This is a genomic window from Flavobacterium sp. B183 (assembly GCF_023539155.1).
Classification (GTDB): Bacteria; Bacteroidota; Bacteroidia; order Flavobacteriales; family Flavobacteriaceae; genus Flavobacterium; species Flavobacterium tructae.
This window is the reverse complement of record NZ_CP097434.1, coordinates 4,454,503-4,478,221: the sequence shown is the minus strand read 5'-3', so window position 1 is coordinate 4,478,221 and position 23,719 is coordinate 4,454,503. Positions and strand designations below refer to the sequence as shown.

Annotated in this window: 24 protein-coding genes and 1 pseudogene; 8 read left to right on the top strand and 17 right to left on the bottom strand. The window is 36.1% G+C overall.

The genetic code is table 11. The features are described 5' to 3' along the window. Positions 1-51: 51 nt before the first annotated feature. Positions 52-2,460 (bottom strand): phosphoenolpyruvate synthase, encoded by a 2,409-nt coding sequence (gene ppsA, locus M4I44_RS18565; RefSeq protein ID WP_249965700.1) that lies wholly within the window; start codon positions 2,458-2,460, stop codon positions 52-54. Between the two features lie 264 nt (positions 2,461-2,724). Between ppsA and dinD the strand changes: the two genes are divergently transcribed. From dinD to M4I44_RS18550, 3 genes are all read left to right on the top strand, one after another. Continuing rightward, positions 2,725-3,570, top strand: a complete 846-nt coding sequence (gene dinD / locus M4I44_RS18560; protein WP_249965699.1) for a DNA damage-inducible protein D — start codon at positions 2,725-2,727, stop codon at positions 3,568-3,570. Between the two features lie 41 nt (positions 3,571-3,611). Further along, on the top strand, positions 3,612-4,022 hold the full coding sequence (locus M4I44_RS18555) for an MgtC/SapB family protein (protein WP_249965698.1): 411 nt from the start codon (positions 3,612-3,614) through the stop codon (positions 4,020-4,022). 96 nt (positions 4,023-4,118) lie between these two features. Continuing rightward, on the top strand, positions 4,119-4,559 hold the full coding sequence (locus M4I44_RS18550; protein ID WP_249965697.1) for a hypothetical protein: 441 nt from the start codon (positions 4,119-4,121) through the stop codon (positions 4,557-4,559). Between the two features lie 1,073 nt (positions 4,560-5,632). Here M4I44_RS18550 and M4I44_RS18545 read toward each other — a convergent pair. From M4I44_RS18545 to M4I44_RS18495, 11 genes and pseudogenes are all read right to left on the bottom strand, one after another. Then, the gene (locus M4I44_RS18545) at positions 5,633-6,817 is read right to left on the bottom strand and encodes a DUF3570 domain-containing protein (protein ID WP_249965696.1); all 1,185 of its coding nucleotides are present in this window, start codon (positions 6,815-6,817) and stop codon (positions 5,633-5,635) included. Between the two features lie 18 nt (positions 6,818-6,835). Beyond that, on the bottom strand, positions 6,836-7,069 hold the full coding sequence (locus M4I44_RS18540; RefSeq protein WP_072965097.1) for a DUF4266 domain-containing protein: 234 nt from the start codon (positions 7,067-7,069) through the stop codon (positions 6,836-6,838). Further along, complete coding sequence (locus tag M4I44_RS18535; RefSeq protein ID WP_249965695.1) at positions 7,066-7,959, bottom strand: FAD:protein FMN transferase; 894 nt, start codon at positions 7,957-7,959, stop codon at positions 7,066-7,068. Before M4I44_RS18535 ends, M4I44_RS18540 begins: the two co-directional genes overlap by 4 nt. 40 nt (positions 7,960-7,999) lie before the next feature. Then, a complete protein-coding gene (locus M4I44_RS18530) occupies positions 8,000-8,434 on the bottom strand; it encodes a thioredoxin family protein (RefSeq protein WP_249965694.1) in 435 nt (144 codons plus the stop codon). A 104-nt stretch (positions 8,435-8,538) separates the two neighbouring features. Beyond that, positions 8,539-9,228: a VIT family protein gene (locus M4I44_RS18525; protein ID WP_249965693.1), complete on the bottom strand. Its 690-nt coding sequence runs from the start codon at positions 9,226-9,228 to the stop codon at positions 8,539-8,541. Positions 9,229-9,237: 9 nt separating this feature from the next. After that, complete coding sequence (locus tag M4I44_RS18520; RefSeq protein ID WP_249965692.1) at positions 9,238-9,636, bottom strand: hypothetical protein; 399 nt, start codon at positions 9,634-9,636, stop codon at positions 9,238-9,240. A gap of 217 nt (positions 9,637-9,853) precedes the next feature. Then, complete coding sequence (locus tag M4I44_RS18515; protein ID WP_249965691.1) at positions 9,854-10,291, bottom strand: hypothetical protein; 438 nt, start codon at positions 10,289-10,291, stop codon at positions 9,854-9,856. A gap of 26 nt (positions 10,292-10,317) precedes the next feature. Continuing rightward, a complete protein-coding gene (locus M4I44_RS18510; RefSeq protein ID WP_249965690.1) occupies positions 10,318-11,445 on the bottom strand; it encodes an efflux RND transporter periplasmic adaptor subunit in 1,128 nt (375 codons plus the stop codon). 7 nt (positions 11,446-11,452) lie between these two features. Then, positions 11,453-15,793 (bottom strand): annotated as a pseudogene (locus tag M4I44_RS18505) (CusA/CzcA family heavy metal efflux RND transporter). A gap of 92 nt (positions 15,794-15,885) precedes the next feature. Further along, complete coding sequence (locus M4I44_RS18500) at positions 15,886-16,182, bottom strand: hypothetical protein (RefSeq protein ID WP_249965689.1); 297 nt, start codon at positions 16,180-16,182, stop codon at positions 15,886-15,888. Positions 16,183-16,543: 361 nt separating this feature from the next. Beyond that, complete coding sequence (locus M4I44_RS18495) at positions 16,544-16,993, bottom strand: OsmC family protein (protein WP_249965688.1); 450 nt, start codon at positions 16,991-16,993, stop codon at positions 16,544-16,546. Between the two features lie 615 nt (positions 16,994-17,608). On the opposite strand from M4I44_RS18495, the gene M4I44_RS18490 reads away from it, so the two are divergent. From M4I44_RS18490 to M4I44_RS18480, 3 genes are all read left to right on the top strand, one after another. Further along, complete coding sequence (locus M4I44_RS18490) at positions 17,609-17,809, top strand: DUF2892 domain-containing protein (protein ID WP_249965687.1); 201 nt, start codon at positions 17,609-17,611, stop codon at positions 17,807-17,809. 6 nt (positions 17,810-17,815) lie between these two features. Next, positions 17,816-18,115: a thioredoxin gene (trxA, locus tag M4I44_RS18485; protein WP_249965686.1), complete on the top strand. Its 300-nt coding sequence runs from the start codon at positions 17,816-17,818 to the stop codon at positions 18,113-18,115. A 625-nt stretch (positions 18,116-18,740) separates the two neighbouring features. Further along, entirely contained in the window at positions 18,741-19,175 is a 435-nt protein-coding gene (locus M4I44_RS18480; protein ID WP_249965685.1) for a hypothetical protein, read from the top strand. Positions 19,176-19,417: 242 nt separating this feature from the next. Here M4I44_RS18480 and M4I44_RS18475 read toward each other — a convergent pair whose 3' ends face one another. The 5 genes from M4I44_RS18475 to M4I44_RS18455 all read right to left on the bottom strand — a co-directional run bounded on the left by M4I44_RS18475 (position 19,418) and on the right by M4I44_RS18455 (position 21,401). Beyond that, complete coding sequence (locus tag M4I44_RS18475; RefSeq protein WP_249965684.1) at positions 19,418-19,990, bottom strand: universal stress protein; 573 nt, start codon at positions 19,988-19,990, stop codon at positions 19,418-19,420. Further along, positions 19,987-20,226 (bottom strand): universal stress protein, encoded by a 240-nt coding sequence (locus tag M4I44_RS18470; protein WP_249965683.1) that lies wholly within the window; start codon positions 20,224-20,226, stop codon positions 19,987-19,989. The genes M4I44_RS18475 and M4I44_RS18470 overlap by 4 nt, the downstream gene beginning before the upstream one ends. Positions 20,227-20,378: 152 nt before the next feature. Then, entirely contained in the window at positions 20,379-20,564 is a 186-nt protein-coding gene (locus tag M4I44_RS22640) for a hypothetical protein (protein WP_371922986.1), read from the bottom strand. Between the two features lie 26 nt (positions 20,565-20,590). Then, entirely contained in the window at positions 20,591-21,082 is a 492-nt protein-coding gene (locus M4I44_RS18460) for a hypothetical protein (RefSeq protein WP_249965682.1), read from the bottom strand. 7 nt (positions 21,083-21,089) lie between these two features. Beyond that, positions 21,090-21,401 (bottom strand): hypothetical protein, encoded by a 312-nt coding sequence (locus M4I44_RS18455; protein ID WP_249965681.1) that lies wholly within the window; start codon positions 21,399-21,401, stop codon positions 21,090-21,092. Positions 21,402-22,196: 795 nt separating this feature from the next. Between M4I44_RS18455 and M4I44_RS18450 the strand changes: the two genes are divergently transcribed. Then, positions 22,197-22,382, top strand: a complete 186-nt coding sequence (locus M4I44_RS18450) for a hypothetical protein (RefSeq protein ID WP_249965680.1) — start codon at positions 22,197-22,199, stop codon at positions 22,380-22,382. After that, positions 22,379-23,644: an NRAMP family divalent metal transporter gene (locus M4I44_RS18445; protein WP_249965679.1), complete on the top strand. Its 1,266-nt coding sequence runs from the start codon at positions 22,379-22,381 to the stop codon at positions 23,642-23,644. Before M4I44_RS18450 ends, M4I44_RS18445 begins: the two co-directional genes overlap by 4 nt. The last annotated feature ends 75 nt before the right edge of the window (positions 23,645-23,719 follow it).

The window sequence follows — 23,719 nt, the reverse complement described above, 5'->3', positions numbered from 1 at the left end:
AGAGACTTAATTTTTGCTAAAGAAATAGCGGTTTGTTTGTAAAATCATGTTCTAAGAGGTATATGCATTTTTCTGTTCCGTAATATCATTTTTTAAAACTGAGTTTATATTTTTAATACCATTTACCAATGCATCAGCATTAAATGAAATACTGTTGATTCCCGCCATGACCAAAAACTTTGTAAATTCTGCCGAATCGCTTGGTGCCTGTCCGCAAAGCCCAATTTTTCGATTCATTTTATTAGCGGTTTGTATCATTTGAAGAATAAGCTTTTTAGAAGCTTTGTTCTCTTCATCAAAGAGATCGGCAATTAATTCAGAATCACGATCGATACCTAATGTGAGTTGCGTAAGATCATTTGAACCTATTGAAAAACCATCGAAAATTTCCGAAAATTCTTCTGCCAGTAAAACATTTGATGGTATTTCTGCCATGACATATATTTCAAGTCCGTTTTCATGCTGTTTTAAACCGTATTGTTCCATTATAGCAATGACTTTTTTTCCTTCTTCAGGAGTACGGCAAAACGGGATCATGAGTTTTACATTGGTTAGGCCCATATCATCCCTAACCACTTTCATAGCCTGGCATTCAAGTCTGAATCCTTCACGATATTTTTCATGATAATAACGGGAAGCACCCCGAAAACCCAGCATTGGGTTTTCTTCTTGAGGTTCAAAAAATGACCCTCCCAGAAGACCTGAATATTCATTGCTTTTAAAGTCGCTCATTCTCACAATAACTTCTTTAGGATAAAAAGCGGCGGCTATTGTTGCCACACCCTGTGATAGTTTTTCGATGAGGTAATCTGCTTTGCTGTCATGATTTTCCGTGAGTTTATTAATCGCTGTGCTTTGAGCTGCATCAGTTACTTTTTCGGGATGAATGAGCGCCATGGGATGTACCTTAACATTATGAGTTATAATAAACTCAATACGAAGTAATCCCACGCCATCATTAGGATAAAATGAAAGTTCAAAAGCTTTCCCGGGTTCAGAAACTATAAGCTGGACTTTTGGTTTTCCAGGCAGTTTAATTTCATCAAGCGCTGTGGTTGTTTGAACATATTTCAATTTATCTTTATATACATATCCTGTTTTTTCCTCAGCACAGCTTATTGTAATTACATCACCATCTTTAATTACTTCGGTGGCATTCTCTGTTCCTACTACAGCAGGAGTTCCAAGTTCACGTGCTACTATAGAAGCGTGACTTGTTCTTCCTCCTTTATTTGTGACAATTCCGACTACTTTTTTAAGAATGGGATCCCAGTCCGGACTTGTAAAATTAGTGATAAGAATATCTCCTTCTTGCAATTGTGTGGCCTCAGTTGGAGCGCGCAATATTTTGGCTATACCACTTGTGATCGCATTTCCTATGGCTTCACCGGTTATGATTTCTTCTCCTTTTTTTTCTAATCTATAAGAAGTGATCGATAAGGGTTTTATTAAAGAATGAACAGTTTCAGGTCTGGCCTGAATGATATACATCTCACCATTCATACCATCCTTGGCCCATTCAAAATCCATTGGTTTATTATAATGAGATTCTATAATAAGTGCCCATCTGGCCAGTTTTTCAATTTCAGTATCCTGAAGGACAAATTTACTGCACCATTTTCTGGGAGTTACTTTTAGAACAGTCGAATTGATACCGGCTGAATTTTCATTATAAATAAGCATTTTTGTTTTTGTCCCTAGATTTTTTTGCAGAATGGCTTTTTTATTGTTTTTAAGAGAAGTTTTAAATACAAGAAATTCATCCGGAGTTACAGTTCCCTGAACAATTGTTTCGCCCAAACCCCAGGTACCTGCAATATGAATCAAATCCCGAAATCCTGACTCGGGTTCAAGTGTAAAACCTATTCCAGAACAGGCTAAATCTGAACGAACCATTTGCTGAATCCCTACAGAAAGAAATACTTTGTCATGATCAAAACCCTTATCCTGTCTGTATTTGATCGCTCTGTCTGTATAAAGTGATGCAAAACAGCATTTAACGGCATATATAAGCGGCATGGTTCCTTTTATATTTAAAAAAGAATCGTGCTGTCCTGCAAAACTCGCATTGGCCAGATCCTCGGCTGTAGCACTGCTTCTTACCGCAACAGTGAGATCACTATCTTTAGATAAGTTTATGTAAGCGGCTGAGATTGCAGTTTGAAGATCCAGCGGGAATTTTGCATCGAGTAATAACTTTCGGGCTTTTGAACCAATTTCATGTAAGTTGGTAAAATCTTTCTTATCCAGAAGTTTCATAAGTTCATCTAATGGAGCGCTTAACTTATTATAATTTATAAAGTCTTTATAAGCAGCTGTTGTAATGGCAAAACCATTTGGAATCTTTATTCCCTGAACAATAAGATTATTATACATTTCGCCCAATGAAGCATTTTTGCCACCTACTTTACTAATATCATTAATCCCTATCTGATTAAATTTTAAGATATACTTTTCCATTTTCATTGCTTTTAAAATCTGGTATTTATGGCTTTAATTTTCCTAATAAAGATAAGTTGATGCATAATTATTAGAAATGATGGTAATCATTTAATACGTTTTTTTAGAGGTTAACGACTTTCTAATATGTGATGCAGATCATTTCACATTACTAAACAATAAATGAAATTTGTTACATAAGATTATATATGATAAAGAATCAAGATGAATATCATATTCTGAAAAATTAGGTTTTAGAAGTTTTATAATTGAAAAAAGGACAACATGAAAACAAAAAAATCACAAGAGAACAATATATCTGTTTTTGAAAAACTTAGAAAAAAAGATAAAACGAGTAATGAATATTGGAGCGCCATGGAACTTGCTAAATTGCTAGATTATTCTAAATACAGTTTGTTTTTGAAGGTGATTGATAAGGCAAAAGCAGTTTGTATTAATGCAGGTCAGGAAACAGGTCTACATTTTAAAGATGTTGGTACGATAAAATCAGTGGGTGATATAAAACTATCGCGTTATGGCTGTTATCTGGCAGTTCAAAATGGAGATTCAAATTTGAAACCCGTTGCTTTGGCACAAGCCTATTTTGCTACGCAGACTCGTTTGCAAGAACTGAGTCATCAAAAGAAGCATAAAAATTTAAAAATAGTAAAGGACAGAAGGCTTTTTCTTCGTGAGGAACTCTCTAAAAGAAATCTTCAGCTTGCCGGAGCAGCCCAAAAAGCGGGCATAACAAAACCTGCAGATTATGCCTTTTTTCAGAACCATGGCTATAGAGGACTTTACGGAGGATTAGGTGCAAAAGCGATCCGTGAGATCAGACATCTTGATCCTAATGAAAATATTCTGGATCATATGGACAGTGATGAATTAGCAGCCAATTTATTTCGTGTTACACAAACCACAGAGAAGCTTAAAAATGATAATGTCAATGATATTGTTGATGCCAATAGTATTCACTTTGCTGCGGGATTAAAAGTTCGTAAAGCACTGGAAGATACGGGAAATATTTTGCCCGAGAATATGCCGGTAGTTGAAGATATTTCTTTAGCAGAGAAAAAAGATAAAGAACTGAAAACCAGAAAAAAAAGCAAAATAAAAACTGTTCGATAGATGAAAAGAGTAAAGTTCTAATCACTAAAAAATACATAGTTTTGACTACAACAGAATTTTTATTTCGATTAATAGAGGCCTTAATTATTGGTTTTGAAAGACAATGGCACCATAAAGAAACGGGGCTTACTACAAATATGCTTGTAGCAGCCGGAGCTGCTGCTTTTGTTTTATTGTCTATAAAAGTGTCAGCAGCAGATTCAAATATTGATGTTACCCGAATTACTGCCCAGGTCGTTATGGGAGTTGGCTTTCTGGGAGCCGGAGTTATTTTTAGACAAGGACCAAATGTACATGGTTTAAACTCTGCGGCCACTATTTGGTGCAGTGCTGCTATTGGGTGTATTGCCGCTTCGGGATATTTTATAGAGGCATTAGTGTGTACACTCTTAGTTGCGATTGTAAATGCCGTTCTTGAACCTGTAGATCAATGGCTGCGAAACAGAAAATAAGTATATAGAGATTTCCTTTTTTTTAAATTAATGAATTAGACTAGCCGGCAATCAGCTTTACAATAATACACGCAGAAAAAATTAAAAAGTAATACTATGAAAACAAAGTTCTACATACTAGCTGTTATTATTATACTGCTATATTGCTGCCAGAAGAAGGACTCAGGAGATTCCAATGAAAATGGTATGGAGATAGATACAGCTGAAATGTCTGGTATCAATGATAATCTGCTTAGAAAGTGGCTCTTATTAAACAGGGAATCAGACAGTATAATTAAATCGGCACAGCTGATTATTGAGCAGCGGAGAGAGCAAGTAGAATCTCATCCGCAGGATGAGCGCCAGTACATGAATACCTGCATTGAAGAGGCCCAGCAGCAGCTTGACCTATTAAAGGAAAAAGTGAAATTTACTAAAGAATTTGCAGGTGGTATTAAACAGTATGACCCATCTCTGCAGTTTACCATTGACTCATTGGAAGAAGACTATATGCGGGAGAAATATAAACTGGTAGATGCATTAAAACAGTTGAAATAAGGCGTATTGCTAATTTCTTTTTTTGATTCTACGAAAGCAGGGCGGAGTTCTACAAGGCCTGAATAATGGGGTATTGAGTTAATCAGGTGTTAAGAGCTGCTGTCGGAATTTAATTTGGAGTGGTCAGCATCGTCAATTGTATATAATATTACTTTTTGGGTTTAATATTAGTTTTTAGGTTTAATATTATTTTTTTGGAGCTCTTCCCGCTATACGTTCCACCCGAGCGTCAGCGAACTGGCGAAGTAATATTTTGTACCAAACTCAGGATCAATTGATAATGTTATTTTTTAGGAATTTTTTCCCGCTATACGTTCCAATCTTTTGTACCGAACCTCAGCAAAAAAGGATTTTCACTGCACACGAGCGAAGCGAACTGGCGAAGCAATCGGAGCTAGGGCTGCTTGAGAGCCCTATTTTGTCTTTGGAGGACTGCATATTGGAAGCCAATTGTTCTATTTTTAGTAAATACTCAATTTTGTTTTAATACCATATGCCGCAATTCTCTCAAAGATATTATTACTTCCAGCAAAAATATATATGAAGAATGTAAACATTGGAACCTGCCTTTCAGCTCTACTAAAACGCAACTTTTTATACTTATGCAATAAAATATAGCATACTGCGGCTCTTTAGACTAATAAATTAGTAAAGTATAATAAAAAAAGGCGTCAATTCTCTTCAATTGGCGCCTTTTGGCAGTGTGGTGCCCCAGGAAAGACAGATTTCACACCACTTTATGAAGGATTTGAAGAGATTGGCTTACTACGACTTTCAGTGGCTTGAGCAATTTGGTTTGGATGTCCTGTTGGGGATTGATGTAAATTTGTATCTAACTTTATTTTTTTATATGAGAGTAGCATTAAAATCGCCTTAGTTTTTTATGGCAAGAAAGGTATCCCTTCCAATTTCCTTATAGATCAAAATTACCACAGTTATTTTTGAAAGTTTGTTCAATTTCTGAATAAAATGATTCCTAAACAAAAGAGCACTGATTATCTAAAATTATAAACCACCATCGTCAAACGACTTTGGTGGTTTTTTAATGAATCTAATTTGAATTAAGTTTTTAACTATTTGTATTTAATGTTGATACTTATAATGTCAGATGTCATATTAGTAGTCCTTGTATAATGTCCATAGCGTATCTCTAAGGTATTCCAGTGTTTAAGACCAAAAATTCCGTTAAGGGGAGTAAATTTCATTCCCATTCCAAAGAAACTGCTGTCAAATTTTGACAAATCATAGTTGCTGGTGTAGTATTCATCGGCTGCCGTATGTTCTCCGTACGGTTTGAAATACTTCGTTCCGGTTTGGGTATAATACCTGTAAAACGGACTCACTGAAAATGCCTGGGTTAATTTTACAGGGATTTCAAGATCAGCGGTATGTGCTTTTAAGCTCCAATCGTCACTATAATACCTGTAATAAGCCCTGATAATTACATTGTCACCTAAGAAATAACTTGCTCTGATTCCCAGCGGTATTTTTAACCTTGTATCGGGCATTTTTTCCTGATGAACAGATCCGTCTGCAAAATAAACCCTGTGAAACGGAAGGCTTAAATATCCGTTTTGGCTGATAACATCACCTACAAGCATGACCTGAAGGTTTTTGTTTACAACCTGAGAATAACTCAGAGTTCCTGCAAAAGTATTTCGGTTGGCGCTGCCATACCCTTCTCCTCCCGAAGTACGAAGTTCAACAGGTTCAATTAGTTTTAACTGATCTATAAAGGTTTGGAATTTTGCCGTAAATTCTCCGTTTCTGTCTTTCGTTTTTTGTGCGAAACTAATGTTTCCTCCAAAAGACTGGTAGTCAAATTCAGTAGATGATGAAACTCCCAGACCAATTGTTCTTCCTGTTGCTTCATTTTCTCTAAGATAAGATAAAGACGGATAGAAACGATTGTCTGAAGATGATGCAGATGAATTGGCACTCAAATCAATCATATCTGATGATGCCGAGGTATAATGATCAATTCCGGCTTCGATATCGAAGGTATGTTTGATTCCGGTTTCTCCGTATTTCACTAATTTAACATCAATGGTATTGGCAATATCGGTAAGATGTTCAGAACCAATTCCGCCTGTAACGGCAGAGTTGTCTCCGTTTTGCTTATAATAACTGGACACTAAGTTTACTTCTTCCAGTTTTAATTTTTTGCTTTTATAACTGGTAGAATCCGTAGGAACATTTTGTGCTCTGGTTTGAAATAATGCCAGTAAAGCAAATCCTGTAATGAATATTCTTTTCATTTTATATACGGATGAAAATTAGTTACAGCCACAGCCACCGCCGCTTTTTCCTGAATTTGCTCCGGAAGCTCCTTCTCGGTAGGATTGAAAACTGAGTTCTGTTTTTTCGATTTTTCTATTAGAAAGGACCATTTCAGAATCGTTGATTTTGCCTTTTTGGTATTCTTTTACCGATGTGCAGGAGGTGAGTAGAATGCCCGTAAAAGCAATGCTGCAGAATAGTACGAGCGCTTTTTGTTTTGGCTTTTTCATTTCAGGTTAATGTTTTTTGAAGTGTAAATTTTGTTGTTGTCGTCAATGATAATACAATATAGATCTGCTATTTGATCTATTAAAAACAAGCCTGCTTTAATCCCCATAACCGCTATTGGTGTTGCCATTGCATCTGCAAATTCTGCGTTTCCGCTAATAATGGTCACACTTTTAATTCCGGTTATCGGAAGTCCTGTTTTTGGGTCAATGGTATGCGAATATTTTTTGCCGTTAATAGTTACGAACTTTTCATAATTCCCGGATGTTGCCACCGCTTTATTGGAAATTTCCATATAAGAGAATGCTGCATTTGGAGCGTCAGGATCTACTACGCCAATGGTCCATTTTCTACCGTCGGGCTGTAATCCCCAGGCCGAAAGATCTCCGCTGGCATTAATAATTCCGCTCTCAACATTATGATTTAAAAGTATTTGTTTTGCCATTTCAGCAGCATATCCCTTTCCGATACCACCAAAACCAATTCGCATTCCTTTTTCTTTTAAAAATACGGTCGTGTTTTCCGGGTCTAAAATGATATTTCTGTAATCAATAAGATGCACCATTTTGAGTGCCGTTTCGGCATCTGGTAATTCAGTCATTGTTTTGTCAAAATTCCATAGACTTTTGTCGATACTTCCATAAGAAATATCAAAGGCACCTTGCGTAATTTTAGAAATTCCAATGCATCTTTCGATAAGATGAAAAACTTCAGGATCTACTTTTACAGGTTTAATTCCGGCATTTTCATTGATCAGATTGGTCTGGCTGTCCTCTTTATAGGTAGTCAAAAGTTTTTCAATCCGTCTGATTTCTTCAATAGCAAGGTTTATACTCTTATTTCCAATATGCTCATTTTCTGCCACAACAGTAATAGTAAAGTTGTTCCCCATGAGTTTAAGGGATTGCGAGTACTTCTGTTTTTTCAGTATGTTACTTTTTGCTATCACAGATTGCTTTTATTTCGGCAGTCCACTGCTCAGGCGTAGTTTCAGGTTTTCCGTGCCAGGTTTTAAGAACTTTCCCATCTGCGTCAAGAAGCAGGGTTAGAGGAAAACTACCGTCTTTATTATAAGTCTCGGCTAAATCCTCGTTTCTCTTTACCTGCTGGGGCGTTCCTATGTTTTTCTTTTTTCTTGGAAAATCAGCATTAACCAGTACCAAATTCTCATTCGCCATCTCTGTGAAAGCCTGATTTTCCAGATAGTCTCTGCGCATCACTATACAAGGCCCGCACCAGTCTGAACCGGAAAAGTTCAATAGAATTAATTCGTGCTTTTCCTTTGCCACTTTTTTGGCATTAGTAAAGTCAGGTTCCCAGTTGATGGGAAGTACTGTCATTAAAAGGAACATTGTAATTAGTTTCATTTTGCGGAGTTGTTTTAAGTATATACGAAATAACGAATTGCTAGGTGTCTTTATTTTTTTTACATGCTTAAGATTCTATTAACTTTTAAATCAAAAGCTATTTTCTAAGCAGTCTGAACACCAAAAAGATAACCCACCAGGGCCGACATTGCCATTGCGAAAGTACCCCAAATGCAGATACGCAATACTGCTTTTAGAATATGTGATCCGCCAGCTTTTGCAGCCAGTATTCCTGATAATGCCAAAAAGAGTATCGAAAAACCATATTGATAAAATATCATTTCTTTGATAGGAGCAAATATAGCGACCAGAAGTGGTAACAAGCCTCCAACAATAAACGAAATAGCTGACGCAAAAGCTGCCATAAGCGGATTTGCTTGTGTGATTTCATTAATTCCGAGTTCATCGCGCGCATGGGCTTCGAGTGCATCATGAGCTGTTAATTCGATGGCAACCTGTCTGGCTAGTTCTTTATTTAAACCCCTTTGAATATAAATATCGGTTAATTCTTCGAGTTCTTCTTCGGGCAGGGTTTTCAGAGCGATTTTTTCCCTTTTCAAATCGGCAGTTTCTACATCAGACAGGGAACTTACCGATACATATTCACCTGCCGCCATAGAAAGCGCACCAGCCACTAAACCAGCTACGGCAGCCAGTAAAATAGGTTCTCTGCTAACACTTGCAGCTGCCACGCCAATGGCCAGACTGGTAGTGGATAAAATTCCGTCGTTTGCACCCAGGACAGCTGCTCTGAGCCATCCGCTTCTGTTGATATAATGGTTTTCAACATGCATAATTTTAATTTATAGTAGTTTAATCCAATCCGGATCTTCAGCAGTTTTTGGAACACCTCCAAAATTGGTTTTTAGAAATTCCCTAACTTGAAATTGTGTTTTGTTCTTGGTACTGTTTTTCCAATCGTTAAAATCATAAATATGAATCTGCTTTGCATTTGTGTTTGTAACAAATGAAATTCGGGATATTGAATCCTTATATTTCTTTATTTCATTTAACATGTCGCGATTTGGCACGACAACAAGAATATTTTCCCAGTCAAGAAAATTCTTAGGGATATCGTCACGGTCTTTTAATCCTAAAAATTCAATAAAGGCTTTTATTTTTTGATCATTAAGCCTATTTATATCTAAATCAACTTTTTTTAGAATAATGTGGAGATTCTTTTCATCTCTAATTATACCCATATTTTTTTTTATTATTATAAAATTACATTAACATGTTGAAAAAAAATAGACTATGCCCCGTAGAACGATTCTAAATTTTATAGTACAAATTTTAATTCTTCCTTCAATGAAACTTTTTAAAGCTTTTTTATTAACGATATCCACAGCAGAAATATTTGATACCAATGTGTCTTATAACTGTTTTAAATAGTCGTTTTTATGAAATGATCAAAGTATATTACCTGATTTCAGAATGTCTGATTTCTCCGCCTGTAGTTCCTGTTTGCTGACCAAAGTATAAAACTGCCAGACAGTATAACAGTATAGCTAAAGCAATATTATTAGCATACGATTTCTTTTTCCAATTGCTCCACAAAGCAACTATCGAACCTATGCCCAATACATAAGATAATAGAGCAAATACTTCTGCTTTTTCTTCATGTTCATGGATTAAACTTTTAGAGATTCCGTCAATTTGTTTTACCACGTGCTCGGCGCCTTCGCCTGTTGCTATTGCCGCAAATGCTGTTATTGCTCCCAGTATAAAAATACAGTAAGCCGTTCTTTTTACAATTTCAGATTTTACTATAAATCCGCCAATGAGTACCAATAAACCTACAATGGGTATGATAATAGGCAGGTGGTTCAATACTAAGTGATAATGTGCTCCGTTCATAATGTTTTGTTTTAAATTATTAATTTTTATTCTTCTTTATTTTTCATTTTCATAAGTAAGGTATAAGCTCCATTGGTAACAATTTTTTTATTTTTGAACTTTTCAGGGTTTAAAATCTCCAAATAGCCGTTTTCTTTGGCTCCCACGGTAACTTCTGTCATTTCATATTGTTGCTTTCCGGTTTGGGTAAAAACATAGTCTTTACTCTCAAAGGTCACAATACTTAATTCAGGTAATGCATTGGCTAAGCCCGATGTTGTTTCTATTTCGGCATTCATGTACATGCCGGGTAAAAGGTATTTGTCATACTTTACAAAATGGCAATGTACCTCTGTGTTTCCGTTAGAGTTAATGTCTTTGTTGATGAGTATGATTTTGCATTCGTACTTTTTATTGGGCGCTGCATTACTGTAGGCAATCACTTTTTGCCCTATGGCAAGCTGTGCAATATTGGTATCATAAACGTTAAGGTTTAAGTGAATGTCGCTGGGATCTATCAGCTCAAACATTACTTCACCTGGAGCGATATATTTGCCTATATTAATGTTGACCTTGCTTACAAAACCTGTTATAGTACTCAAAATGCTGATACTTTTAGAAATTTTATTGGCTGACAAATGATTCGGATTGATATTAATCAGTTTGAGTTTTTCTGATAAAGCGTTTACTGTTATACGAAGGCTGCTTGCTTCAGATTCTGCTAATTGAGTTGTTTTATCGCTACTGGCTTTAGATTGATTAAGATCTTTTTGACGTGCGAATTCCATCTCAGCAAAATGCAGTTTAGATTTTGCCATAAGATAATCTTGCTGTAACTGAACATATTGCTGATCTTGCAAGGTAGCTATTACTTCCCCTTTTTTTACCTGCATTCCGGGTAAGAGTTTGCTGTTTATCAAATATCCTCCAAGCGGAGCATTTACAGATACTAAATTTTGTGGCGGAACATCTATTTTTCCGTTTAATTTTATAACCGTGGCAATATTTTTCTGTGTTAATTGGGCAGTTGCGATACTTGCATTTTTGAATTGCGCATCAGTAACTATTACACTATTTTCGTTTACGGGTTTTTCTATTACGGTCTGTTCTTCGGTTGTGTTTTTGCATGCATTTAGTATAAAAAGCATACTTATAAACAAGGATATATTTTTCATTTAAGTGTTAATTTGAAGTGATAAAATTAAGTTCGATACTGCTCTGGTTTAGTGCTCTTACAGCTTCTAAATAATTGCTTTGTATGGCAATTGCCTGATTGATTACCATTACAAAATCCAGGAAATTAATTTCACCGTTACTAAATTGTTTATTAGCCGTTTCTTTAATAAGCGTGGCATTTTTCATGCCTGTATCTTCAAAATATGCTGTTATTTTGGTATTGCTTTTATGAGCAGCCATTAATTGTTTATAACGATTCTGCAAAAGTTGTAATTGCATTTGATATTCATTTTCTGCAATACTTTCTCCAACCTTAGATGCTTTTATTTTGGCACTCTGGCTTCCTGCAAAAATGGGTATTCCCAGTCCCGCCTGTACAGAGCTAAAGCGGTTACTTCCGTGATAATAGTTGTTATCAGGTCCCATACCTTTAAAACTATTATTGAAGTAGCCTATAGTAAGATCCGGCAAGTATTTTGATTTTTCTAATTGCGTTTGTGCAGCAGCATTATTTTTTTGTTGCTGCGACAGTTTTAAAAGAATATTATTCTCAACTCCATCATTCATGGAAACAAGAGGACATTTGAGACTTTTTTCTAAAGGAGTAACAGTATTCTCTGAATTCAAAAGTACCTGAAATTCTAATAATGTGGTCTGCATCTCCTGTTGTAGCTGCATCAATTGTATGGCAATGGCAGCTCTTTGGTTTTCGGCAGTAGTTTTTTCCAGAATATTACTTTCTCCTTTTTGCAACCGAAGATTTGCTTTGTCATAAAAGCCATTAAAAAGTGTATCTGCTTGCTGTAATAGTTTTTCTTTTTCTTTATAATAAAGGAAGGTATAAAAAACTTGTGTTACAGCCTTTTTTATTTCGTGCTCTTTTAATGTAGTACTTAATACCGAAGTTTTCCATTGTTCTGATAACAGCTGTTTTTGTTTTTTATAAATGGTAGGAAATGCTATAGTTTGTGAAATACCAAATCTCGTATCATCATAAGCACTATTTATTTGTCCTGCTTCTGCAAAAACGGTTGTTTTAGGAATATCAGATCCTGATTTAATAAGTGTTTGCGTGTAAGCCGTTCTGAGTTTTTCGTTTTTTATACTATTGTTTTTCTCAGTTGCCATTTTTAATGCCGTTTCAAGACTTATTTTTTCCTGTGCATGTGCAGCTGAAAAAACAGAAAAGAAAACCAGAACAAACGCTGCTTTTTGAGTTAAACTTTTTATTTTAAAGCCTTTTTCAAACAAGATATACAGCAGGGGCAATACAAACAAGGTCAAAAAGGTAGCGACCAACAAACCACCTATTACTACTGTTGCCAGAGGGCGTTGTACCTCGGCACCTGCGCCGTTGCTTAAAGCCATTGGCAAAAAGCCCAATGAAGCGACAAAAGCAGTCATTAACACAGGACGAAGTCTTGATTTTGTTCCTGTTAAAACAATTTGAGCGAGATTTTTCATTCCGTTATTTTTAAGTCGGTTAAATTCAGCGATTAGTACAATTCCGTTTAAAACAGCTACTCCAAACAAAGCAATAAAACCTACACCGGCACTAATGCTAAAAGGCATACCGCGCAAGGCCAGGAAGAATATTCCTCCAATTGCAGATAACGGAATTGCGGTATAAATAAGGAGTCCATGCTTAACGGAATTGAACGCGAAGAAGAGTAAAATAAAAATTAGTATCAGAGAAACAGGAACGGCAATCATAAGACGGTCTTTTGCCTGATTTAAATTCTCGAATGCACCACCATAAGTAACGTAATAACCTGCAGGCAATTTTAGTTCTTTGTCTACTTTGGCCTGTAATTCATTTACGATACTTTGTACATCTCTGCCTTTTACGTTAAAGCCTACAACAATTCTGCGTTTTGTGTCCTCACGCTGTATTTGGTTAGGACCGTTTTTAATTTCTACACTAGCAAGTTGCGATAAAGGGATCTGACTTCCGTCTGATGAGGGAATAAGCAAATTTCGAATGTCATCGATATCTTTTCTTTCATTGGCGTTCAGGCGCACCACCAGATCAAACCTTTTTTCCTGTTCAAATACTAAGCCCGTGCTTTGTCCTGCAAAAGCGGTATTGATCACTTTGTTTATATCACCTATTGATAAATGATGTTGGGCAATTGCAGGTCGGTTATACGATATAATTACTTGTGGCATACCGGCAACGGGTTCTATGAATAAATTGGCAGTTCCCTCTACCTTGCTAATGATTTTGCCCAGTTTGTTTGCTGTCAGTGCTAATGTATCTAAGTTTTCTCCAAATATTTTAAGCACAACATCTTGTCGGGCTCCTGTCATGAGTTCGTTAAAACGCATTTGTACCGGAAATTGAAATCCTGTCGTAATTCCGGGAACATCATCCAGGGCTTTGCTCATTTTAGCCGATAATTCATTAAAAGTTTTAGCAGAAGTCCATTCTTTTTTATCTTTTAAAATCACCATCATATCACTGGCTTCCATTGGCATTGGATCTGTAGGAACTTCGCCGCTGCCTATTTTGGTCACTACTTTTAGTACTTCCGGAAATTGGCTTTTAAGTATATGTGCCGCTTTCTGAGTGCTTTCTATAGTAGTATTTAAGTTACTGCCTGTAAGCACACGCGTATCTACTGCAAAATCGCCTTCTTCAAGAGCGGGTATAAATTCGCCTCCCAGAGTAGTAAGTGTTATAACAGCCAATACAAAAAGCAGTAAGACAGAACCTAATACGGCTCTTGGAAAACGAAGTATCTTTTTTAGGGTATTTTGATAGCTGTTTTCAAGGCGTTTAATTACCCGGTCTGAAAGATTCTCTTTGTGTTTTGTTTTTTTGCTTAGCAAAAAAGCACTCATCATCGGAATATAAGTCAGAGACAAAATAAAAGCCCCCAGCAAAGCAAAAGCAACTGTTTGTGCCATAGGCTTAAACATTTTGCCTTCGATTCCCTGCAGCGTAAAAATAGGCAGGTAAACGATCAATATGATGATTTGTCCAAATACGGCACTGTTCATCATTTTACTGGCTGAAGTTGTAACGGTTTTATCCATTTGGTCAGCAGTAAGTGAGGCATGTTCCTTATAAGCCTTATTACTGGAGAGATGATGCATAATGGCTTCAACAATAATTACGGCACCGTCTACAATTAATCCAAAATCCAGTGCTCCAAGACTCATTAAATTCCCGCTTACCCCAAAGAGATTCATCATGCAGATAGCAAAGAGCATGGCCAGGGGAATTACCGATGCCACGAGTAAACCTGCCCTAAAATTCCCCAGAAACATTACCAAAACAAACACTACAATTAAAGCTCCTTCGAGTAAGTTTTTTTCGACTGTACCAATGGCATTATTGACCATTTTTGTTCGGTCCAGAAAAGGTTCAATTTCTACGCCATCCGGAAGTGTTTTTTGTATTTGGGTAATTTTTTCTTTTACATTTTTAATGACCTCACTACTATTGGCTCCTTTAAGCATCATGACAATCGCTCCGGAAACTTCGCCTTGATCGTTATAACACATTGCCCCGTAACGTGTGGCAAAACCGGTTTTTACCTGAGCTACATCTCTTATAAACAACGGAGTGTCACTGTTTTTATTGACAATGGCGATATTCTCTATGTCGGCAATAGTGCCAATAAGTCCTTCGCTGCGAATATAAAGTACCGTTGGTCCTTTTTCTATATACGAACCACCTGTGTTTTGATTATTGTCCTGAACCGCTGCAAAAACATCATTAATGGTAATCCCGTAAGCATTTAGCTTATCAGGATTAATACTGATTTCATATTGTTTGAGTTTACCACCAAAACTACTCACTTCGGCAACGCCTTTAACGCCCAGAAGTTGTCGCCTTATAATCCAGTCCTGAATCGTTCTTAAGTCAGTTACATTGAATTTTTGTTCATAGCCTTTTTTGGGTTTAACCACATATTGGTAAATTTCGCCAAGTCCTGTAGATATTGGCCCTAATGTAGGCGTACCAATACCTTGCGGAATCTCATTTTGTACTTGCTGTAACCGTTCGGCAACTTGTTGTCTTGCCCAGTACACATCAACATCGTCATCAAAAACGATAGTGACCAGAGACAATCCAAATCTGGAAAAGCTGCGAATCTCTTTCATACCGGAGATATTGCTATTGGCCTGTTCTATAGGAAAAGTGACCAGGCGCTAAATATCAGTGGCTCCAAATGAAGGGGCTATGGTTATAATTTGTACCTGGTTGTTTGTAATATCCGGAACAGCATCAATAGGCAGGTGAGTGGCCTGGTATGAGCCATAGCCAATCAGGGCAATTATAAAAAGCCCTACGATGAGTTTATTCCTCACGGAAAACTCAATTATTTTAGTAAGCATAAGTTTGTTTTTATTAATCGTAGTTATAAAAAATAAGGCATAGCAAAACACACGCAATTATATTGCGGAAATTTATAAACTATAGAAAACGATTAACAGTCTCTGGGCGGCTGCCAGATAGAGGAAAGAGAAATGGAGCAGTAGGAAAAAGAGTACATATATAAATTTTGTTTTTTATACGTAATATTCACTTTTTGTATTGCTTCATATTCTTGTATCAACGGATAAAATACAACAGAACTGATATTGGTGTGTGATTTAAAAGGTAATTTCATATCCTTATCATAATCAGCATCAAATACATCTGGTCCCTGATAGTGAATGCATAAAAATTGAAAAAAAGTTAAATTAGGATTTTGTTCCTTATGTTCCACATAATGTTCTACCATTATAGGCAGCTTTATAAGTTCGGTTAGCTGTGTTATTGACAGTAGGTAAACAGATAAAAATAATATGGACAAGTTTTTTTTCACAGTTCAAATATAAGTAATGATTGTATAATAATTTGTTGCAATTTTTTGTTTATAAGTGTTATAAATAGTTGACTCTGTTTGGCAGTATTATCTTAAAGACTGGGATTTTATATTTTAATTCAAGTTAAAATTACAGGCCGATAGGGTGGTGTCTGCCAAAACCTGGATAGGTAATGTTTGCTTTCCCGAACTGCTGCTTGAAAGTATCTGGCAATAGTTACTGCCACAAAATTGAAGCCCAGAATGACAATATGAGATTTTGAGCTGATATTTTATTTTAGTTATTTATTTTTACTGTTGGATTCATTATCACTTTTGATTTTACAGAATTTGAAATTAGACAGGCAGTTTCTGATTTTTGTAAAACCTTCCCAGCCCTTTCACGGTCTTTTTCATCTGTTATAATAACTATGGGTTCGAGGATAATTTCACTTATTATGAACTTCCCCTCAATCTGTTCGAGTTTTCCTTTTGATTTACAACTGAAACTTGAAAAAAGCAATTTAGAATTTTCTGCCACAGATAAAAAAGTAGTCATAAAACAACTGCTTACCGCAGCTGTCAATAAATGTTCAGGCGACCATATGCCGGGTATTCCTTTCGGAAATTCCGGAGGTGTTGCAACCTCAATGCAAATTCCTTTTTCCTTATTTAATTCGGGGGAACACATGATTCCTTTGCGGGCGGTATCCCATTTTACTTCAACATTGTAATAATGCGTTTCCATAATTAATTATTTTTTAATTTTTATTTAGGTAACTTTTCAATTATAATAAAACAGTATTAATAAATAATCTCCCCTGTATCTTTCCATACTTTCTTTTGGCAGCGCCGCATAACCCTGTTCTTAATTAGTGCAGCAGCAACGAGTGTTTTAAGTATCGCCCTTGCAGGGTAATGAGAGTTCGTTTGAATTGGTCAAATTCCTCCCCATCAAAATCGGATAATTCCTTTTCCTCCCATAATAAACAAGCAGTACAACTTTTATTCTGCTTTCACCAGAAAGTATTAGATGTTTGTTATTGCTTTAAATGCTTGAATTTTGAGTAAAGATACCTTATCAATAGACCGATATATATGACAGCTATCACCTAAAAAAGTAATATTGATCACAAAAAGATAGTAAGTTTAAATTTTGATAGCCCGCCAACGGTACTAATGTAATTTAAGACTCTTGCTAATTGGCTCTATGGATACAGATGATCTGGAATAAACGCGGTCAGTAACAAGTTTTTAAAATCCGAAGAATATATTTCTGTAAATGTTATTTGTGACAATTGTCATTTTTTATTAAAAGCCCATAATATACCTTTGGTTGATTATTATTTTAAATAAAGCAATTATGAAAAAAAACGTGGGAATTTTAGATACAAAGATTCGAATAGCATTCGCTGTTGTGATTGCTATTTTATATTTTACGGGTACTATTTCAGGCTTTTATGGGATAGTAATTTTAGCTGCTGCCGTGTTGCTTGTTTTGACCGGTTTGGTACGGTTTTGTCCTTTATATGCTTTATTTGACTTTAATACCCTTAAAAAATAATTATTTATGAACGCTTTCCACAAGATAATCAATGCTGAAAAACCAGTCTTAATTGATTTTTATGCTACCTGGTGCGGTCCCTGTCAAATGCTTAGTCCTGTTTTGAAACAGGTAAAGGATAACTTGGGAGAACGTATCTCCATTATTAAAATTGACGTAGATAAAAATCAAGATATAGCTGCATCCTATCAAATTAAAGGTGTTCCCACAATGATGCTGTTTCAAAACGGCAAACAGCTTTGGCGCCAGTCGGGTGTACTTTCCAAAGATGAAATTATAAGAATAATAATAGAAAAATCTAATTAATGGTCTATTCTATCTTTTAAAACTACATCAGGTCTGAATATTTAATATGTTGTATGTCAAATATTAAATTGATAAAAATCATTTTCCCCAGCTTCTTTTTTTTTCAATTTTGATCATAAAATAATATCCTGTACAGCAGTCAAGTTTTTTTTGCAGTAGCATTTTTCAACAAAAACAATCACAGGAAAAAATTAAAAAATTAATCATATGAAAATAAAGATCAGTATATATATGATCCAGCCCTACAGCCTACACTAGACTCATTAAAAGAAGATTATATTCAGGAGAAATTTAAGCTGGAAAAAGCATTAAACCAGTTAAAATAGCGTGAAATCCTGTAAGTGCCCTCTGTCTTAAATCTGTACTCAAGCCGATGGTTAATGAAAAAATGCGGTGATTTGTGTGTAAAGTACCACCTGCTGTCAGAATGATTCTAAATTTTTTCCAGTCTGATTTTTTTTTAGTCTAATTCATACTAATTTAGCATTGTAAAATTACCATTATTGTGACTTGCGACTCTTTAAATTCACCTGGTCACTACTTAAATTATATGCAATATTTATCACATTAGAATTCAATGCATGAAACAAATTTATTCAATAATAATTTAATCGGGATATCACCCATGTATACACTAAACACCCAGCTGGCCTATTTTAAATACAATCTGGATTTTAAAAAGCTGGTTGTAAACATTAAATGGTTTCGACTTGATAAGTTTAGCGCTTTACATATCCAGGGGCTTTCTTTTAATAAGGCAGAACTCGATCAGCTCAAGTCCTTTATGGATAAAAACCCGATAAATTTTCCGGGTAATCAATTTCTTGAAGATACTAAAAGGGAAGGCTTTGATATATTAAGAGTTAATGAGTTATCGAAAACTTCATTACCCTTATATCTTGTTTTATCAAAAAAATCAATTTTGAATTTAGATAAACCTATTTATCATGCCATGATGATTGTACTGACAGATGAAAATTACCAAGCAACTGTTGATTATACTTTGGATTTCGATGTTATAGGCAGGATTGAAATTTATAAAGAAGTGAAGGTTAAGTGATTCATTTAAAGTGTCTAAAGGAACTATGATTTCCCCTTACAAGCATATGCATTGTTTCAAATTATAAAAATTCAACAGATCATGTGCAGCATAGCAGTGGTATAACAGTTTGTTTTTTACAGGACGCAATACTTTGCCCATATTCTTTCCTCGATGCAAGTAGTACTTGTGCAGTGGTTAAACCGTTCGTATGGAATTTGTTTTGAGTCATTTTTGTTTAATTGTGGTTTTCATTGCTCTGTTTATTTCCTGAAAACAAGTATTGGAGTATTGGTATCAAAACCAAACTCCTTAGTTTTACTCGATGCAAAGTGACGTTCAAACCAGTCACGGTTTTGTTTGGTAAACATGACAATCATTGAGGGTTTTATTTTTCGCATATCCACTTGTAAATGATTCAGTAAAGAAAATTCGATATTTAATTTTTTAAAGTTAAATGATACCCTATCGGATTGGTAGTTGCTGGCTATTGTATTAAAATCGTTCTTAAAATTGCCCTGATCAAGCAGTTCACTGTAATGATAAACTGAAATATCGGCGTCAAATAGAACTGCGAATTTCTTTACTAATGGAAGTTCAATACCAATTTTCGCAAGATCTGAGGCATATAATAAATGATTTAGAGGCCTTCTGCGATAGTTATATGGTACAATCAGAAGTGCAATAGGGGAAGCAGTAATTAATTGTGAAGCCGTAGTTCCAATCAGCTGATTAAAAATCCCAGGGCCTGATGTATTGATACAGATGTAATCTACTTTGTGTTTTTGAGCAAAAGCAATAATGGACTTAGCCACGTGAGTCTGGTTCTCGGTCACGAATTCTGCCTTATCAGCCTGTTTTTTAGTGGTTTTATAAATGGAGAGTATGAATTTTTTAAGTTTATAATCCTGCGTATTTTTTTATAGTGGTTTTCTATATTATCGCTGAGCTCTTTTGTATTTACGCTATAGAATATGAGTTCGCAAGGTGTCTGGGAAGCAAACTGGATAGCAAATCGAATCCCTGCTTTTGAGATATTGGAAAAGTCTGTGGCAACGAGTATTTTTTTCATGGTATTTACTTTTAAACTTCAATAATTATTCTGCTTGTTCATACTTGCGTAAATGGGAAAGTTCAAGAAAAAGTTCTTTTTCTTTACCTCTAAGCTCTACAGGTATTTTGAGAATGTAAGCAATGTATAAATCTCCAAAATGACCTTCATTTTTATAAACAGGAAAGTCTTTTGCCTTTTAATTTTATCCTGGTTCCGCTTTGTGTTCCGAGAGGTACTTTGCGCTTTACTTTTGTATGGAAAGTATTTCTGGCCGGTTTTCTGCAGGCTTTCCTGATGTCGCCCTGTCCGGCGGTTTTAGGCACCTCGAGAGTTGTATAATAATCTATAAATTCCATCGCAATAGTTTTAGGTTAAGATTTCTCTATCTGAGTTTCATTTCATTGACCTGCAGATTTAATTTTTCCCATTTTGATTTGTCTAAATAAAGCGTGTCGATATCGGTGGTCCATTCCATAAAAGGGGCTAAGTGGCAGATACTGATAACCCGTTTTTTATATCCAAATGCGAATCGGTCCCCCCGGAGCTGATAGTTGATAGTCTGGCTTTTATTTTCTATGTTTCTGTAAAGTACAGTTTGTGTCTTCCAGTCTCCACCCCACGTAAAAAAGGCCTTTAGTGCGCATAATATTCCAATGCCTGTAAAAACTAAAATTATGGACCAGATGCTCTGTAATTTTTTAAAGAATTGGCCAATGAGGATTACCAGTGAGGATACCGCAAAGAAGAGAAAGAAGAAATGCACCCTGTAATCATTAATATGAAAGGGGGTGTATCTGTTCAGTAATATGATGCCTGCTGATATTACAAAAATGATATAAAGAGGCAAGGTTGATTTTTTTATCTGTGCTGGCATGGTTTTATTATTTATCAATGTTATTTACCCTGCGCATGAAATCTGCAGTTGCAGTATCCGCAGCTATTCCAAAACCATCCACAAGGGTTGCTTTTTCTTTATCAAAGGTTTGAACTGCGTACATGATGGCGCTGTGCTCAGGATCGGATTCACCTTCAAAACGATAAAAATGTGTTATTTTTAGCTGATCGGCACTATAATGATTATTGGTTTTAATTGATATCAGGCTCTTGTGATGAACCTCGAATTGGGATGTAAATCCTTGTTTTTCCAATTGGGCCATAACAATGACCAGACTGTCCATATTTACTTTTTCCATAATTGGTTTTTAAGATTATTGATCCAGTGCTGCCTGCAGTTTGTTTTTGAGTTCCAGCATACCGGGAGCTTTCCACGAAATGCCGCTTACTTGATAAAGGTACGTTTAATTGGAGTATTAGAAAATGATTTTCATCATTCCCAAAGCTGATTTTAATTACTTCTTGTTGCTGTTGCAATTAGAAACCTTACTATCAGAGAACGGCAAAATAGGGGCAGAAAGGTCTGCTGGATAATTTTTAATGCTGCTCCAAGGCTCTTTGAGCGTATATTTTTTTGCGATGGCCGGCATTGTCAATTCTATTTAATATTAATTTTTAGGTTTAATATTATTTTTTAGAAGCTCTTCCCGCTATCCGTTGCAATCTTTTGTGCCAAAACCCGGTACAAAAAGATTTCACTGCACACGAGCGAAGCGAACTGGCGAAGCAATCGGGGCTAGGGCTGCCGGAGAGCCCTATTTTGTATTGGAGAACTGCATATTCAGACCCAATTGTTGTTCTTCTAATAAATACTCAATTCTCGTTTTTTTTAAATACTATATGCCACAATTCTTCCACAAAGTTATTCTTTCGCAAAAACGTGAAACCCTGGATTGGAAATAACCAAAAATCAGGGCACAAAAAGTTCTCCGCGCATAAAGCTGTGATTTTTATCCATAAAAATAGTGACAAGGGTCATAGGTTCTAAAATTATATTGTTTGAATTTTACTTAAAATATTTTTTAAGGGCCTGCTGCGCATCAGATATAAACCGCCTTATTTATCTACAGAAATCCTATATTCAAAATCGAAGAATGAAAAATAGAACAATAAAAATACTGGCCGTTTTGATTAGTTTTTCATGTTTGATGATAAACTTATATTGTTTTGTGAATCAGGATGTTTTTTCTGAGGTATTGGTAATGACAAATATTGCCGCTGCGTTTCTACTTTTATTAGTTGTGATTCTGCCGGCCATTGAAAAACGAATGAAAAAATGAAAAAAAATAAAAGAGTTGCAGCTGTTTTTCTTGAAGGCTGGAAAAAGCTCGGGCCCGGACTTGTCACAGGTGCAAGCGATGATGACCCCTCAGGCATAGCTACCTATACACAGGCAGGCGCTGCATACGGGCTTTCCACATTATGGACGGCCCTTATTGCATTTCCCCTGATGGCTGCCATTCAGCAGATGTGCGCCAGAATTGGTCTGGTCACATCCCATGGCCTTACAGGAACCCTAAAAAAACATTATCCCAGAGCTGTATTGTACCTGATGCTGGTTTTCAGCTTTCCTGCCATTGTGATGAACATAGGGGCCGATATCGCGGCAATGGGGGCTGTAGGAAACCTGCTGTTTCCGGTTGTTGATGCGGGTTATTTCAGTGTCCTCTTTACAATAATTCTTTTAGGACTGATGATCTATCTGCCTTATCAGAGAATTGCTTCGGTTTTAAAGTACCTCTGCATTGTGATGCTGGTATATTTTATTGTCCCGTTTTTCTACAGGCAGGATTTTATTGAAATCCTCAAAGCTACATTTATTCCCGAAATTAAGCTGGACAGGAAGTTTCTGGCCATTATAGTAGGCATACTCGGCACTACTATTTCCCCCTATCTTTTCTTCTGGCAGGCATCGGTGGAAGTTGAAGAAAGCACGGCCAGGCACCTGATTGTAAACAAAAAGCTGATCCGTCAGATGAATAAGGATATCGATTTTGGAATGGCAGTTTCAGGTTTTGTGATGTACTTTATCATTCTAACGGCAGGTACTGTTTTGTTTAAAAGCGGCATCAATCAGATTGATACCGTTGAGCAGGCCGCCCTGGCGCTAAAGCCATTAGCCGGAAACCTGGCTTATCTTCTTTTTGCAGCAGGGGTAATAGGAACAGGGCTTATCGCAATTCCTGTACTGAGCGGTTCTATTTCCTATATCATTACTGAAACATTCGGCTGGGAGCAGGGACTTGGAAAAAAGTTTCATGAAGCAAAAGCATTTTACGTTATAATAGCCGTTTCACTGCTTCTTGGTTTATCTTTGAACTATATGGGAATTACTCCCATTGAGTCATTGATTTATACGGCAGTTCTCTACGGACTCACTGCCCCGGTGCTGATTGCGATGATCCTGCACATAGCAAATAATAAAAAAATAATGGGCTCCAATGTCAATGGATGGATTACAAACAGTATCGGTTTTGCGGCATTAATAATTATGACAGCAGCCGCTGGGGCATTAGTTTATATACAGTTTTCGCAGAACTAAGGATGCCAGTGATTTTTCAATACAATATCAAGCCTGTATCACTATACAAGAGCTGGCGCATTGCAGTGCTAAGCG

What these genes read in the sequence shown, in the direction of transcription:
- ppsA (WP_249965700.1), bottom strand. Translation starts at nt 2,460, where the DNA reads ATGGAAAAGTATATCTTAAAATTTAATCAGATAGGGATTAATGATATT.
- dinD (WP_249965699.1), top strand. Translation starts at nt 2,725, where the DNA reads ATGAAAACAAAAAAATCACAAGAGAACAATATATCTGTTTTTGAAAAA.
- M4I44_RS18550 (WP_249965697.1), top strand. Translation starts at nt 4,119, where the DNA reads ATGAAAACAAAGTTCTACATACTAGCTGTTATTATTATACTGCTATAT.
- M4I44_RS18545 (WP_249965696.1), bottom strand. Translation starts at nt 6,817, where the DNA reads ATGAAAAGAATATTCATTACAGGATTTGCTTTACTGGCATTATTTCAA.
- M4I44_RS18540 (WP_072965097.1), bottom strand. Translation starts at nt 7,069, where the DNA reads ATGAAAAAGCCAAAACAAAAAGCGCTCGTACTATTCTGCAGCATTGCT.
- M4I44_RS18535 (WP_249965695.1), bottom strand. Translation starts at nt 7,959, where the DNA reads ATGGGGAACAACTTTACTATTACTGTTGTGGCAGAAAATGAGCATATT.
- M4I44_RS18530 (WP_249965694.1), bottom strand. Translation starts at nt 8,434, where the DNA reads ATGAAACTAATTACAATGTTCCTTTTAATGACAGTACTTCCCATCAAC.
- M4I44_RS18525 (WP_249965693.1), bottom strand. Translation starts at nt 9,228, where the DNA reads ATGCATGTTGAAAACCATTATATCAACAGAAGCGGATGGCTCAGAGCA.
- M4I44_RS18520 (WP_249965692.1), bottom strand. Translation starts at nt 9,636, where the DNA reads ATGGGTATAATTAGAGATGAAAAGAATCTCCACATTATTCTAAAAAAA.
- M4I44_RS18515 (WP_249965691.1), bottom strand. Translation starts at nt 10,291, where the DNA reads ATGAACGGAGCACATTATCACTTAGTATTGAACCACCTGCCTATTATC.
- M4I44_RS18510 (WP_249965690.1), bottom strand. Translation starts at nt 11,445, where the DNA reads ATGAAAAATATATCCTTGTTTATAAGTATGCTTTTTATACTAAATGCA.
- M4I44_RS18500 (WP_249965689.1), bottom strand. Translation starts at nt 16,182, where the DNA reads ATGGTAGAACATTATGTGGAACATAAGGAACAAAATCCTAATTTAACT.
- M4I44_RS18495 (WP_249965688.1), bottom strand. Translation starts at nt 16,993, where the DNA reads ATGGAAACGCATTATTACAATGTTGAAGTAAAATGGGATACCGCCCGC.
- M4I44_RS18490 (WP_249965687.1), top strand. Translation starts at nt 17,609, where the DNA reads ATGAAAAAAAACGTGGGAATTTTAGATACAAAGATTCGAATAGCATTC.
- trxA (WP_249965686.1), top strand. Translation starts at nt 17,816, where the DNA reads ATGAACGCTTTCCACAAGATAATCAATGCTGAAAAACCAGTCTTAATT.
- M4I44_RS18480 (WP_249965685.1), top strand. Translation starts at nt 18,741, where the DNA reads ATGTATACACTAAACACCCAGCTGGCCTATTTTAAATACAATCTGGAT.
- M4I44_RS18470 (WP_249965683.1), bottom strand. Translation starts at nt 20,226, where the DNA reads ATGAAAAAAATACTCGTTGCCACAGACTTTTCCAATATCTCAAAAGCA.
- M4I44_RS22640 (WP_371922986.1), bottom strand. Translation starts at nt 20,564, where the DNA reads ATGGAATTTATAGATTATTATACAACTCTCGAGGTGCCTAAAACCGCC.
- M4I44_RS18460 (WP_249965682.1), bottom strand. Translation starts at nt 21,082, where the DNA reads ATGCCAGCACAGATAAAAAAATCAACCTTGCCTCTTTATATCATTTTT.
- M4I44_RS18455 (WP_249965681.1), bottom strand. Translation starts at nt 21,401, where the DNA reads ATGGAAAAAGTAAATATGGACAGTCTGGTCATTGTTATGGCCCAATTG.
- M4I44_RS18450 (WP_249965680.1), top strand. Translation starts at nt 22,197, where the DNA reads ATGAAAAATAGAACAATAAAAATACTGGCCGTTTTGATTAGTTTTTCA.
- M4I44_RS18445 (WP_249965679.1), top strand. Translation starts at nt 22,379, where the DNA reads ATGAAAAAAAATAAAAGAGTTGCAGCTGTTTTTCTTGAAGGCTGGAAA.